Raw genomic sequence first — 13,899 nt, 5'->3', positions numbered from 1 at the left:
CTGATAAGAATGATTGAAACAAAGCAGCTTCAGTTAAATTACGGTGAAAAAATTATTATCGAGCCTTTAGATTTAGTTTTGCCTAAAGGAGAAATCACCGTATTAATTGGTGCAAACGGTTGCGGGAAATCTACACTTCTAAGATCCATTGCCCGATTATTGAAACCGCAAAGCGGATCCATCTTTTTAAATAATGAGGATATTACGAAATTGTCCGCAAAAGATACTGCTAAGAGCCTAGCCATTTTACCGCAGCAGCCAATGGCACCTGAAGGTTTAACCGTCCTACAATTAGTGAAGCAAGGACGCTTTCCGTATCAGAACTGGCGCAAACAATGGTCTAATGAGGATCAACTAATTGTTGAACAAGCGATTGCTGCCACAGGTTTAACGGAATTCAAAGATATCGAAGTTGATAATCTTTCAGGTGGACAAAGACAACGTGCATGGATTGCGATGACTTTGGCACAGCAAACAGATATTATTTTACTTGATGAACCTACAACCTATTTAGATGTCACCCATCAAATTGAAGTATTAGATTTATTATACAAGTTGAACAAAGAAAAAAATCGAACAATCGTTATGGTACTGCATGACATCAATTTGGCTTGCCGCTATGCTACCAATATTATTGCCCTCGTCAATAAAGGAATATATGCACAAGGAAAACCTGAGGACATTTTCACAATAAAGCTCGTTCAAGACGTTTTTCAACTGAATTGCGAGATTATAGAGGATCCGATCTATGGAACACCTATGTGCATTCCGTATGGAAATATAAAATAGCCAAGGCATTGTCTTGGTTATTTTTTACTTGTATACACATTTGCGTATAAATGGTTTTTATAAATTGGGCCATTAATCGAGGAAACGCTCACTGAAAAAAGTGCTTACATAACACAAAGCTAATTTAGTTTATAACTAGAAGATCTTATGGTTCTTGAAAACCCACTGTTGCCATTATAAATATAACAAGATAGCCAACCAAACCAACTATATTTAATCCTAGTAATGTAATTCTGATATAGCCTTTCACACCAAACAAGGCAAATAAAAATCCTAAAACACCTAATCCAAATGGTAAGTATAAATTAGGAGCAACAATTAAGTTAAAAATCTTTTCCTCCAAACGAAAAGGCATTTCGTTAAATAATGAAATTAATACCAAACATAGAAGTGCCGATATTACTGAAAAAATTATTCTCAACAAACTATCACCCCATTTTCTTTATTAAATTATTTATTGGAAATCCATTCATAAAGAATATCAGGTAAATTCTCTTCATTTTCGTGCCCTCTGGATTTGATGTTAAAGCCATTCTTTTCATAAAATCGCCGCGCGTTTTCATTTACCTCAAATGTATATAATGTTAGTTTCCCACTCGACTGTTCTTTTGCCTTATCAAGTAATGTTTAACCTATACCAAATCCTTGATAATCAGTATGAATATAAAGTTGGCTGATTTCCCTTTCATTATAGGCAATCATACCAACTACTTTGTCATCTATTAGCACTACCTCTATTTGATAATGTTCAGGCAATATATTATTCAAAAAATATATATGACTTTCAAAGGTATGCATTTCTTTCTGACCTATAGCCCGTTCCTTACTTTCTCGCCACATCTCCACTGTCTGTTCAGCATATTTTGGTTGATATTGAGTTATTATTAGATTGTCCGAGTTCACTAATTTACCTCCTTAGAGTTTTCACTTTTACACCCCGATTTAATTGTGTTAGTCTTTCCAATGTTTCTTTCTAATGAAAGTGTAGATATTTAAAATAACTCCGATAACAAATATAACTATTGCATTGAATGCCAGTACTATTGCAATAAATCCTCCTGCAAAGGCGATTCCTTCTCCTGTATTATCCGGATCGGTATTGGTTCTTTTAAAATAATCAATTCCTAAAGAAACAAAACTATAAACGATCACTGGAACTAAAAGGGCTATAATAATTGCCGAAACCCATAAAGGGATTCTTTTTTTACGGTATAAATACACTGCTATTCCATCACAAATTAAAAGAGACAAAATTATAACCAGCCAAACAATAGAATCTCCGCCCATAATAATACCCTCTTAACTTTCACTTGGCTTACGGATTTTAAGTAAATTGAAAACTGAATAAGAAATGATTAATATTATTCCAATCAGAAATGCTATAAGGAAGCCAAATGTCCCATTTAAACCGACCCATCCGATAGTGAACGTAAGGAAAAATAGTTGATAGCATAAACCAGCTATTATTATTGCAATAGGCATATTAAATGGGAATAAGAATTTCCAAGCAAAACCTAAAAAGGAAGCTGACAATAGTATTATAACTAAGAGGATTATGTGGAATGTCCCCCAACGAAATCCTGCACGAGACTGCCCTTCTTCACCAAAGGCAACCTGTGTATTTAATTCATACAGCGTAAAGCCGGCTGTAAAAATTCCGACCATTAAAATAATAATGAATGTTACCCAGTTGATCGTTTTTAGAGTATTTTTGTTTTTCATTTTTCCTCCTAAAATTTTTATTCAAAAGAACAAGGCAACTCCGATATCTTGTAACCGCCTGATTGTTGAAGAATGTTTTTTAAATAATAACTGCATTTAACTTAAGATTTGACAATACAAAAAAGCTGTTCAATCTTTTAACAATACTTTCACGAACTTCAACTTCCTTTTCAGCATCTAGCGCTTCAGGATATGCAAAAGTAATCCCCAGCGTACCTTCATCTGGCGGGTTTAACTTTACACCTGCGCCAGTAATAATTGCATTTGTCATTGCTGAAAAATGTAAAATTGAATTTTTTAAAATTAGTTGTTCTCTTTCCGTTAAACCTTGTTTAGAATTTCCATCAACGATTACTTTAAAATATGACAACTTGAATCCCCCTTTTATAACTAAACACTCTCTTTCCTTTACCATTTTACAACTATTATCCAAAATTTTCCTCAATTATTCTTAAATGAATGTGTGGCTTTTTAATAAAAAAAGACCCTTTCCTTATTCAAGGAAAGCGCCAGATAATGACAAGGTACCATTCTAATTCAAGGACTGACATATATGGGGATATTGGCGTTTCATAAAAATCTAAAATATATTGAAACTATTTCTCGTTTTTTCCGTCTGTACGAGGCATTTCAAAATAAAGGAGACTAAACGATGAAGAAAATACTTAAAATCATTAGTGGGCTTGCACTGGCATGCAGCTTGCCTTTAGGCGCAGCAGCAATCACAAAGCAATTACTTAATTAAATGTTTGGTGCGTGAAATTTTTAGCCCATTCCTTCAATCAAGATAAAGTTTTGTCGATTGCAATGAATGCAACATATTGAAAATATGAATCAAGAGGAATAAGTTATGAATAAGATAAGAAAAGCAAATATCGAGGATGCAGCGATACTGACGGATATAGCTTTTAAAGCAAAAGGCTATTGGGGTTATTCAGATGATTTTATGAATGCATGGAAAGATGTTTTAACAATTACTGTAGATGATATCCAGTCTAAAGTTATTTATCTGCTAGAAGATGATAAGGCTATCAAAGGGTTCTATTGTTTGTGTATAGAAACGAAAGAATTAGAAACCTTATTTGTTGCCCCTACATACATTGAACAAGGCTTAGGGAAATTATTATGGAAAGATATTTTACTGAAGGCGGAAGAATTTGAATTAAGTAGCTTCCATTTTAATAGCGATCCAAACGCGTATGAATTTTACTTAAAGATGGGTGCAAAAAGAATAATTTATGTTGAATCAACAGTTATACCTGGGAGAATATATCCTCTTATGGAATATACGCTTACACACCTTCAATCATAATAACGTTTCCAAATAAAAGAATGGGAATACAGCAGTAAGGCACGAATGTTGTTATATCAACGTTTCATGCCTATTCTTTTGATATTTCTTATACAGCATTTTATACCGATGTTAAGAGGGTACCCCAGGTGAATTTAAAGTAAGTGAAGCATCAAAATTACTTGTCGTGGATGAGAATTTGAAAGTTTTACTTTCTCTTTATACAAATGTAGAGACAAATGAACAAGGCTTTGTAGTTCAAATTTGGCAACTTGAAAACCAAAACCTTTATTATAAAAAATTTGTTAATGGAGATTTGACTTAGGCAGTCTATTCTGATGGTATTACCTCAATGGATGATCAGATTTCTGAACAATTCCCTTTGGTAATGGAGGGTAATGAACATAAAATCACACCGTTTTAGAATCCAGCTTCCTGTATTAAAGAGGGTACTTGCTGTACTTTTGAAAAACAAACCTATCAACATTGCGGTAAGTACTGTGGCGCTTGGAAAATGCAGGTGGTGGAAAGGCGATTAACGAACTTGATAGGTGCTGCTTAACTCATGATGCTTGGTCAGGGAATAAGAAAGGCAAAGAGCGATGCGTTTGCCATGATGGGTTCCTTGATTGTGCTGCAAATAAAACAGGTCCTGGGGATACAACAATTCGGAATGGCATTCGGGGTGCAAAGGTAATTGACGGATGTTATCTCTAAAAAAAGAAAAGCTAGGGTAACTCCCTAGCTTTCCGTTCTATGCTATATTTGCACCAATCCATAAAAACGAAACAATTAGAATAACATTTAAACTAGTAAAAAGCAAACCCAATATTGGTAAAGTCTTTTTTTCATTTAAAGTACGAAAACAGAAAATAGCCAACACAATAGAACAAATTGTGCCAAGACCAATAAATGCTAGAATCACTGGCGTAAGTGTTTCAGAAGTTGCTCTAGCTATTGGATCTAATAGAAACATAGCTGCTGTAACTAATACACTTGATATTAAAAATAAATAACTTTTCCAAGAGTGTTTTTTAGCTGACATTGTGAATTGTAACCTCCAATTCCAATTTGATTAACACTTTTTATTTCACCATTAGTTTAACCATTAAATTTACAATAGTACAATAAAATCAAATTTTCTGTAAAAAAGAATGTCCATAAATCTAATTAGTTGAAATAACAAATGAAGATTAAAAGAAAAAGTAAATAGGGGTGTCACCTTTTTAAATAGTATGGCTAGGTGTATAGATAGCTGTACCCAAAAATCAGAAGAAGAGTTTTACCAAGACATTTGTATTGTGTACTCCAATGAGTTAAAGTGAGTGCGAAGGGCAATCGAAGAAGCCTATAATATAAAACTTTATAGGCATTGATACCTCAATTAGACAATTTTTGAACGCTTACGGTAACTCCTCTAGGATCAGCTTCCAAGCTTAATTGTTTATTTGTTTCGTGTACAATAATGGCAATTAGGAATTCATGAGCGATGTTTCTTGAATTATCTCCATATCGGAAGTCGTCTATCATTTCACTTATTTCATACCATATATACCATATCTCTAACTCCTCATTAAAGAAGTGTTCGCGCACCACTTCATATATTTCATATGCTAAGTTTATTGCATTATTTTTATCATTTAATATTTCCTTCAATAAATTACGTATGTAGTGTTTAGCACATTCTTCATTTGTAGGCTCCTTCATACTTAATTCACCCAAAGCTCTTTTGAAATATTCTTCAATTTCAAAAATATTTAACGGTTCTCTCAAAGAAGCAAGGATATTTAGGGATGTTGTAGAATTTTCGTTTTCCAACATACTGTTAGCCCAACTAATGTAATCAATAGGCATTTCTTCACCTTTAAATTTTTTATAATACAAAATTTTTGTATCCATATGCTGACTCATTGGTTTTATTACTCACCTTCTTACAGATTGTCACGCTAGTTTGATAGTTTGGTATAAAAATTGACATTTTTTTAAGTAAGAGATCATTCTTTATGTTGTGGATCAAAATCTGTTTCTTCAATAGGACTGCCTGCTACAGTCCATATATCCTCTTGACTTATTATTATGTCTTTAACTTTATATTCATAAACTATTCTTGGTTCACTTTCAAAAATCACATGAAGAAATATGGCAGATTTTATAATAGTTTGATCCGTATCGGTTATATTCCAGGAATCTTCAGGATACTTCTCTTTTAAATGTTCTTCTAATACCTCGATAGCCTGATGCGTTTGATTCTGTATTATAAACGGCCTAATCGCTCCGTAATAGCTATAATAACCTATTAGAAAAATAATCAATAAAATCCAAATAAACTTTCTCACTTTTCTAGGTAAAATAAAAGCTAGCAAGCTAACAGCAAGGACACCGCTTGTAACTATAAATAATCCAATAATCACTGCTGGGCTAATGACTACCCCTCCCTATATTAGAATTAACTCACAGATTAAAATAGTTATTTATTTGTCTATTTCTTTATACATGTTGATACCTGCTACTTGAAATCCAAGGTTATTATATAAATTTATTGCATGTTCATTTTTTCCGAAAACATGTAATCTAAAAAAAGCAATTTTACGAACAGCTAAAAGGGATTCAAGTTCAGTCATCACCTTTTTCCCAATCCCTTTAGAGCGAAACTCTTCTTTGAGGTAGATTTCATATAAAAAGGCACTTTTGTTTTCTTCTACTATTTTTATCCATACAAAACCAACCACTTTTCCATTTTCTATAATATTATAGAATTCATGGTTTTCAGTGTTGAATCCATTTGGCAAATATCCTTTTATCGCCTTTTCCGCTCTAACAAAAGAAGGTTCATCTATTATTTCAAAAACATTTTTTTCAAGAGTAAGAGCATACCTCTTTATTTTATCTTTTACGTATACATCGTATGCATTTTCATTCATAGGTATTAATAACTTCACTCTTTAACCAGCTCCAATCTGGAATTCACTATACTTAATTACAAGGCGCAATCAGAGGATTATTTCGTATATTTTTTGATTGCCAAAAGGTAATATTGAAGCAATTATAATTCCTGCCACTATAAAAGAAGCTGCATATACTCTATATTTTGTCATAGAAATCTCTTTTCTTTTATAAGCTATACTTAAAACTTTAATCATAGAAAAAATAGTAATAAAGATGATGATTGCCGAAAAAACACTTGTTAGAATTACTGGCATTTTTTAACCTCGCTTAACATTTTAGTGCTATGCAACTTAAACAGTAAACCTGCAATTGCGATAAATAAAAGTCCGCTTATTGAAGAAATCTAGAAAAAAATACTACCTCCCATACTTGTGGAACTATAAAACAAACTACTAAATAATAAGAGTATAAAACCTATTAATCCACTGTAACCAATTACCCATTTAGAACTCCTTTTAGCTAGTAAATGGCCAGTTACACTAAGAATATAGAGGACACTTACAATCATAATTGTAGGAAAGAAAGGCTGAAATTTATCTGCATATACGAAGTAATCGAGTTAGCTAATCTCATGCCCATTAATAATCTCTCTACCAGCTATAATTTGCACCCATACTTAAACAACTTCACGCCCCCTTATACTTTTATAACAACCAAGAACTAATCTGTTAGTATTTCTCGATTTTAATAGTTATTTTCATACTCTCTTCGCTAGTTGTTTCTGTTTCAGAAATATTCTTGATTGAATCTTCTACTATTTGTTGAATCAACGTACCTTCAATTTTTGAATCCTTTGGGAAGCCTACTGCAACTGTTGATTCACCCCCGCCACCATCTATCATTATTGCGAGTGCATCACTATCAAGTTCCGTTAGCTCTGTAATCGATTTTATTAGTTCATTTTGTAATTCGGCAAATAAGGTCTTATAAGAAACTACAACTTCCTGCTCGCTTTCTATTACCTCGATATTATTACATCCACCTAACAGGAATGAACACAATACAACCCCTGAAATTATAGCTTTTTTCAATCTTTCTACACTCCTTTTGTATCGATTCATATATTAAAAGTTCTGGTTACTATAACGAAATAATTTCAAATAAGTTCCTTATAGTGGAAAATCTACCTGTATATTAATATAAAGTGAACCATATTTCTTCTTGCTATCCGTATCACTAAACAGTCTTACAGCAAAACAAAAATCCCTCCAATCCAATTAGCTGAATTGAAGGGAATCTTTTAAGAATTTATAAACGCGGATCGATTGTATCGCTTTCTAACGCAAGTGTGGCAAGTGCACATTCATGTACACGGTTGCTGCTTTCCAAACTTACAAAGCGTGAAATACCTTCTATCCCTAATTTAAATTCCAATAAAGCGTTCTTCATTTTACGGGAAGGGTTCCGTTGTTTTAACTTCTTCATCGTGTCTTCAGTTGTATAGTCCATGCCATAAATGATGCGTAAATATTCACGGCCGCGCACTTTTATAGCTGGTTGCAATAATTTCCCTTTATGATAAGCGAGGAAATCGAATGGCTTAATAACAATGCCTTCATGACCATTTTCAGTCATGTCCTTCCACCAATTCATTACTTCCTGTTCATCCTGCTCGCTTTCGATCAAACGGTATTCTGTCGCTATAAATAGCGAGCTGTTTTCAGCCAAATACGCATTCATTTTCATATGCCAGCTGTGAGGCTGGTGGAAATTTGTCGTTGAGCTGTGTGCAAGAATATGGAACGGTGCTATATGTATGCCTGAAAGTTCATTTGTTGGCCAGCAATAGTTTTTGAAAACCGCATCGAAGCGTGCAGCATTCTTATATTTATCGGTAAATTCCTCCAACCAGCTCGTCACGTCCACATGCTCTGTTGCTTTTAACTTTTCGATGATTTTATAGCGATCCATCAACGCATTTTCAGCGACCGTTTCATATTGTTGATCGATTAATCTTTGTGCTTTTAAATTCCAAGGTAAAATTTCGGCGTCCATTAAGACGAAGCTTGTATTAAATTGCTCGAAGTAATTTTTACCGACTAGCTCAGCATGAATTTTCTCCACCATCTGTTGCTGCTCTTTTTGTTCAAAGAAGGCGCGACCCGTACGCGTTGTAATGTAACCCAGGCTATCACTATTAATGAGCTCCTTTGCAACTTCTTTATTTTTTGCAATAAAGATGACAGCGCGGCTACCCATATGCTTCTTCTGGGCAATCATTTTTTGAATACCGTTTTTCTTATAGTAATTAAACGCCTCTTCAGGATGTTCCAAGTAATCCGGTAATGCTGATGTTTGTGGTGTTGGACTCATTGTTGGCGGGATGTATATTATTTGCTCCAAAGGCAATGTATAGAGAGAAAATGTATCCATTGCTGCTAATGCATTTTCTTTCGGGATGATTATTTGATCCCCGCTCGTTGTATGAACCGCAAAGCCATTTATAAATTGTGCAACATTCGGCGGGCTGAACCTCTTGTTTTTCGCCTCTAAAATAGGATTGTCCTCATTCTCGGCATAGTTTGCGAATGCTTTTACACTTTTTAATGTCTGCTCAGGATATTGAAATGCCGTAAGCTCCCCGCCAAATACAACACCTTGGTCAATATTAATTGTTCGGTTTGCTTTAAACGGCTGTACTTTCACATCATGTCCCCAAATAATCAGTTCGCTCGTTTTATGCTGCGAGAACCAGTCCCCGCGAACAGGTTTACTGGTGTCTTCTGTTTGCTGAATATCACCGTAACGGCAAAAATCCGAAATCCGTTTAGATTCTTTACCGATATAATGGTCCTTTATGCCGGCATGTGTAACAACAGCTTTTGTCATATTATTTTTCGTTAAAATATAATGTGACGGTGCCTTTAAAAGCATGTTAGCAAATTGTTCTTTTAGTGCCTTAGCAGCCTCTTCGCCATGGACTTTTGCATACTTGTTAAATTCTTGCTCGACAAGTTCATCCCCATGATTAAGAGTAACGTTTTTCCCTTCTAGCCAGCGCGCTATTTTCCAGCCATGATTACTGTCTGTCATATAGCTTAATCCTGCTTCGATCTGATTTAACCAAAATTGCATCGTTTCAATTGATTTAGGACCACGGCTCATAATGTCGCCTACAGAAATTAACCGGCGTCCAGCTGGGTGAACATATACATTGCCGCGCTGCTCATAGCCAAGATCCTTCAAGAGCACAAGCATCTCGTCATAGCAGCCATGAATATCCCCGATAATATCAAAACCGCTTTCGATTTCTAAATAAAGCTTATTCGGTTCACGCACTATCTCGACACTTTCGTCATTTATTTTATAAATTTTGGCAAAGGGTTCTTTCTTTATTGCTTTCAACTCATAGTTCAACATATTAAATTGCTGAAGCACGCGTTTACGACCTCTAGGGTTATCACGCAACACATCACGTGCAAGCAGCTGCTCTTTTGGTGTATTCAAAATAAGCGCTAAAACAGGTACATGATTACGCTTAGCCATTTCAAAATATTTAGAGCGTTCAAAGCCGCGTAAATTTGTTGCATCAATTATCGATATTTTATTTAATTTTGCACGTGCTTCCACAATTGTATGAAGCGCATGAAACGCCTGCTCTGAAATGCGCTGATATTCTTCGTAAACAATATCTTCATCATCTTTTGATAAAGCTGTAAAATCGATAAAATCTATATCCGCTACTAGCCGACGATAGTAGTCAGAGCTAATAATCTCGCTTTCAAGGAGCTGACCTGAATCGACTAGTGACTGCAGTAATGTGGATTTCCCACTATTTGATGGCCCAATTAAAAGTACGATGGCCCCGTTTGGAAGTTTAAATTGCATGTGAATCTCTCCTTGTCATGATACACATTTGAGTAGGAGCGCCATATTGTTCATGTACAGAACCGATCTTTTCAAATTGTAAGTCATAGTTTGGCGCAACAGCTTTACACCACGCCTGAAACTGCTTGCGGTCCCATTCAAAGCGGTGATCATCGTGGCGCATTTTTTCAAGTTCGTACACCGTATTATACTCAGCGTTTGGTGTCGTAATAATTAAATGCTTTGGCGTGTAGTTTTGCGTAATGAGCTGCATAATTTGAGGCAGTCGTTCCTCATCAATATGCTCTATTACCTCGCATAAAATAAATACATCCGCCTCTCTTAACTCTTGATCCTCATAGTAAAGTGATCCCCACTTAATAATAGGTGTCGCGGCAAATTGCTGATCGGCAAATCGTTTTTGCATTTTAGCAAGTGCATGAGTACTAGGATCGACACTGTACAGCTTTGTAATTGATTCAATTTGCGCAAGAAGCATCGATAATTTTCCTTCTCCTGCCCCCATATCGATGACCGTTTTAGATTTTAATGCTTTAACTGTCCCGGCAATCGTTTCATAGCGCCGGGTATTTAAAGATGGCTTGTCGACTTTTTGCGCATTCACTTCTGTCATGAACAATTGCTTAAAGCGCAATGCTTTTTTGTAAATAAACTCACGCATCGGATGAGCTTCAAGCCAGCCCTCTCCGTAATTTTCCAACCGCTCCCGCTCTGTTTCATCAATAAAATAATGTTTATAGTCATCCATAACCGGTATTAATATAAAAATTTGTTGAAGTGCTTTCTTTAAAGTAATGGTGCTTGCAAGCGTTAAGAATCGTGCACGTTTAGCGTCCGCCATTGTGTTGATCGTTACTTCATAGCCTAACGGTTCCCATAAATTTCGAATTTCTTCCTCTGTGAGCCTTGATGAAATTGGACCAAATTCAAACGTAAACGGAAAGTCCATTGCTGCAAATTTTATATATTCTTCCTTAGGTTTTCCGTTCAGCGCTGTGCCTAAAGCTGAACGAATAAGCGATAAGAAAATAGTGCTTACAGCAAATTCACGGTCATTAATGTAATGGGTAATATCAAATGCTTCATTGTCTTTTACAAGCGCCAATGAATCAGGTGTAACAAAGATAGAAGCGAATAATTCGTCATCTGTCATTTTATGATAAACAAATCGTACCGCGTGCCCTTTTACTTTACGTTCATAAACGGTTGCCGGATTTTTCGCCAGTAAATGCGAAATTGCTCTCGCATGCGGATTTTTCGTGTAAATAGATAACTGCATAATGTTTAATGTTCTCCTTAAGATATAATTACTATTTCTATTATAAATGAGTGTTTGGGTAAATGTTTGTAAATTTGCAGTTTGTTGTTTCAGGCTTTCCACTACCGCCAAAGTAAAAAGCCTGCATTTTCCATACAGGCTTTGTTATAACTTTTTAAAATCCCCCAACTCTCGATGAACATCCGTCAAAATTTCACCGGCCGTCCCCTCCAACACTAAGTCAAACGAATAATGTGCACTAGTGGATGTTTGCTCACGGTTGATATAGACGAGCTTCCCTCTAGACATGCTAGGCAACTGGTTGACAGGGTATACTTCCAAACTTGTCCCAATCACAATAACAAGGTCTGCCTCGTGTATTTCATGTAGCGTACGGTCCCATGCCTCCGTCGGTAATGTTTCACCAAACAGTACTACATTAGGCCGTAATTTTCCCGAACAATATGTGCACATACTGTTATTCAAAAACTGCTCTTTTCCATGGGGTTTTCCGCATTTTTGACAGCGGATTGACACGATATTTCCATGAAGTTCCGCTACATTTCTACTTCCTGCCTGCTGATGAAGCTGGTCGACATTTTGGGTAGCGATAAGCGAAACAAGTCCGCGCTTTTCGAAGTCCGCCAATATTAGATGTCCTTGATGCGGTTTGCAGTTGTCTAGTGCGGTAATCCTCATCTGGTAAAACTTGCGGAACTGTTCATAGTTCTTTTGCAGACTTTCTGTAGAGGCAACAATACGCGGATCAATATTTTGCCACAAGCCTGTTGACGAGCGAAAATCCGGTATGCCCGATTCAGTCGACATCCCCGCACCTGTCAGCAAGACCGTACGATTCGATTCTTCCATCAAGTGAGCCAGTGTTTCAGCCGTCATCCCGATTTCCCTCCATCTCAATCTCATTCACAACTTCCAACAATGTATTCGTCAAAAGTGCGAAACGTTCAATGATATGTTCTTTTAAAATATGCTCATGTTCTGCGTGAATACCGTCCCCAACTAGTCCAAGACCATCCAATGTCGGCGTGTATAACGAAGTAAAATTGCCGTCGCTTGCACCGCCGACTGACGCTTCATCCACATCAAATCCAAGTTCCTCGGCTTCTTCCTGTGCAATTTCGAACAATTCTTCGCTGTCTTCATCACGTTCCATCGGAGGCCGGTTAATTCCCCCATCGATTTCGATTTTCGTACGCTGATCATATGGTTTAAGCTCTTCAAAATAATCGTCGATACGTTCCTGCTCTGTTCGTGTGACCGATCGGACATCAACCCCTACATGTGCCTCGTCGGGGATGACGTTCAATTTGCCGCCGCCCTGCACCATACCAACATTCAGCGTTGTCCCCTTCTCGTAATCATTGAGCGCATCAATATTCAGGATTTGCCTTGCTGCTTCAGTAATCGCGCTGACACCATCTCGCGGATTATTGCCCGCATGCGATGCAAGCCCTCGAATGTTCAGTAAATATCTGGAAGTGCCTTTCCGTGCAATTTTCAGTTCGCCCGAAACGGTAACAGCAGGCTCCAGTATAAATGCGGCCACTGATTTTTTCGCTTCTGCCTCAATTAGCGCTCTGGATGTAGGGCTTCCGATTTCTTCATCGCTGTTCAGGAAAAAAACAATTCGACGTTTCAAAGGCAGATTCATTTTTTGAACATATTTAAAAAACCAGATAGCACTGACGAGACCTGATTTCATATCCAAAATACCTGGACCGAAAATTTTATCTTCTTCCTCCCGGTACGGCAAGGCCCCTTTATCCCAAACGGTATCATAATGACCGATCATTAAAATCTGTTCGGTTCCTTCTCCCATTTCAAAGCGGAGATGATTGCCGTTATGCTCCATCGTATATTCCGTTGCCTTTACATGAAAATAGTCATAAAACATCGACTGGAGTACATCTTTGCACAGATCAAGCAGCTCTTTGTTTTGCGAAGGTGAATCGGCCAATACTAAGCGTTTAATATCATCTTTAATATCTTTTTCATGCAATGTAAAAAAATCGAATGCTTCCATAACAACGCCTCCTTCGTTTTC

Annotated in this window: 16 protein-coding genes and 2 pseudogenes; 2 read left to right on the top strand and 16 right to left on the bottom strand. The window is 36.4% G+C overall.

Annotated elements, in window-relative coordinates; translation table 11 throughout:
- A complete protein-coding gene (locus tag AC0VXV_RS08880; protein ID WP_475531426.1) occupies positions 1-789 on the top strand; it encodes an ABC transporter ATP-binding protein in 789 nt (262 codons plus the stop codon).
- Positions 790-934: 145 nt separating this feature from the next.
- Here the strand turns inward: AC0VXV_RS08880 and AC0VXV_RS08875 are convergent, their stop codons facing one another.
- The 5 genes and pseudogenes from AC0VXV_RS08875 to AC0VXV_RS08855 form a co-directional block, all read right to left on the bottom strand.
- On the bottom strand, positions 935-1,213 hold the full coding sequence (locus AC0VXV_RS08875) for a hypothetical protein (protein ID WP_475531222.1): 279 nt from the start codon (positions 1,211-1,213) through the stop codon (positions 935-937).
- 26 nt (positions 1,214-1,239) lie between these two features.
- A pseudogene (locus AC0VXV_RS08870) lies at positions 1,240-1,629 on the bottom strand (GNAT family N-acetyltransferase).
- A 111-nt stretch (positions 1,630-1,740) separates the two neighbouring features.
- Positions 1,741-2,076, bottom strand: a complete 336-nt coding sequence (locus tag AC0VXV_RS08865) for a hypothetical protein (RefSeq protein WP_475531221.1) — start codon at positions 2,074-2,076, stop codon at positions 1,741-1,743.
- 12 nt (positions 2,077-2,088) lie between these two features.
- Entirely contained in the window at positions 2,089-2,511 is a 423-nt protein-coding gene (locus AC0VXV_RS08860) for an RND transporter (RefSeq protein WP_475531220.1), read from the bottom strand.
- Positions 2,512-2,590: 79 nt separating this feature from the next.
- Complete coding sequence (locus AC0VXV_RS08855; RefSeq protein WP_475531219.1) at positions 2,591-2,881, bottom strand: hypothetical protein; 291 nt, start codon at positions 2,879-2,881, stop codon at positions 2,591-2,593.
- A gap of 480 nt (positions 2,882-3,361) precedes the next feature.
- Between AC0VXV_RS08855 and AC0VXV_RS08850 the strand changes: the two genes are divergently transcribed.
- The gene (locus AC0VXV_RS08850; RefSeq protein WP_475531218.1) at positions 3,362-3,823 is read left to right on the top strand and encodes a GNAT family N-acetyltransferase; all 462 of its coding nucleotides are present in this window, start codon (positions 3,362-3,364) and stop codon (positions 3,821-3,823) included.
- Between the two features lie 733 nt (positions 3,824-4,556).
- On the opposite strand, the gene AC0VXV_RS08845 is transcribed toward AC0VXV_RS08850, so the two are convergent.
- The 11 genes and pseudogenes from AC0VXV_RS08845 to AC0VXV_RS08795 form a co-directional block, all read right to left on the bottom strand.
- Positions 4,557-4,847: a hypothetical protein gene (locus tag AC0VXV_RS08845; RefSeq protein WP_475531217.1), complete on the bottom strand. Its 291-nt coding sequence runs from the start codon at positions 4,845-4,847 to the stop codon at positions 4,557-4,559.
- Between the two features lie 335 nt (positions 4,848-5,182).
- Positions 5,183-5,701: a hypothetical protein gene (locus AC0VXV_RS08840; RefSeq protein WP_475531216.1), complete on the bottom strand. Its 519-nt coding sequence runs from the start codon at positions 5,699-5,701 to the stop codon at positions 5,183-5,185.
- 95 nt (positions 5,702-5,796) lie between these two features.
- On the bottom strand, positions 5,797-6,213 hold the full coding sequence (locus AC0VXV_RS08835; RefSeq protein ID WP_475531215.1) for a hypothetical protein: 417 nt from the start codon (positions 6,211-6,213) through the stop codon (positions 5,797-5,799).
- 60 nt (positions 6,214-6,273) lie between these two features.
- Positions 6,274-6,741, bottom strand: a complete 468-nt coding sequence (locus tag AC0VXV_RS08830) for a GNAT family N-acetyltransferase (protein WP_475531214.1) — start codon at positions 6,739-6,741, stop codon at positions 6,274-6,276.
- Between the two features lie 51 nt (positions 6,742-6,792).
- Positions 6,793-7,002 carry a hypothetical protein gene (locus AC0VXV_RS08825; protein ID WP_475531213.1) on the bottom strand — a complete coding sequence of 70 codons (210 nt, stop codon included), beginning with the start codon at positions 7,000-7,002 and terminating at the stop codon, positions 6,793-6,795.
- An 89-nt stretch (positions 7,003-7,091) separates the two neighbouring features.
- Positions 7,092-7,295 (bottom strand): annotated as a pseudogene (locus AC0VXV_RS08820) (DUF4306 domain-containing protein); the annotation flags it as partial.
- A gap of 121 nt (positions 7,296-7,416) precedes the next feature.
- On the bottom strand, positions 7,417-7,779 hold the full coding sequence (locus AC0VXV_RS08815; RefSeq protein WP_475531212.1) for a topoisomerase: 363 nt from the start codon (positions 7,777-7,779) through the stop codon (positions 7,417-7,419).
- A 217-nt stretch (positions 7,780-7,996) separates the two neighbouring features.
- On the bottom strand, positions 7,997-10,576 hold the full coding sequence (locus tag AC0VXV_RS08810; protein ID WP_475531211.1) for an AAA family ATPase: 2,580 nt from the start codon (positions 10,574-10,576) through the stop codon (positions 7,997-7,999).
- On the bottom strand, positions 10,566-11,855 hold the full coding sequence (locus AC0VXV_RS08805) for a methyltransferase domain-containing protein (protein ID WP_475531210.1): 1,290 nt from the start codon (positions 11,853-11,855) through the stop codon (positions 10,566-10,568). Before AC0VXV_RS08805 ends, AC0VXV_RS08810 begins: the two co-directional genes overlap by 11 nt.
- Before the next feature lie 144 nt (positions 11,856-11,999).
- Positions 12,000-12,731, bottom strand: coding sequence for an NAD-dependent deacylase (locus tag AC0VXV_RS08800; protein WP_475531209.1), 732 nt, complete (start codon positions 12,729-12,731; stop codon positions 12,000-12,002).
- On the bottom strand, positions 12,721-13,878 hold the full coding sequence (locus AC0VXV_RS08795; protein ID WP_475531208.1) for a M20 family metallopeptidase: 1,158 nt from the start codon (positions 13,876-13,878) through the stop codon (positions 12,721-12,723). Before AC0VXV_RS08795 ends, AC0VXV_RS08800 begins: the two co-directional genes overlap by 11 nt.
- Between the last annotated feature and the right edge of the window lie 21 nt (positions 13,879-13,899).

The organism is Solibacillus sp. iso_87, assembly GCF_056173085.1.
The sequence above is the reverse complement of the archived record's forward strand: the minus strand, read 5'-3'. Positions and strand labels throughout refer to the sequence as shown.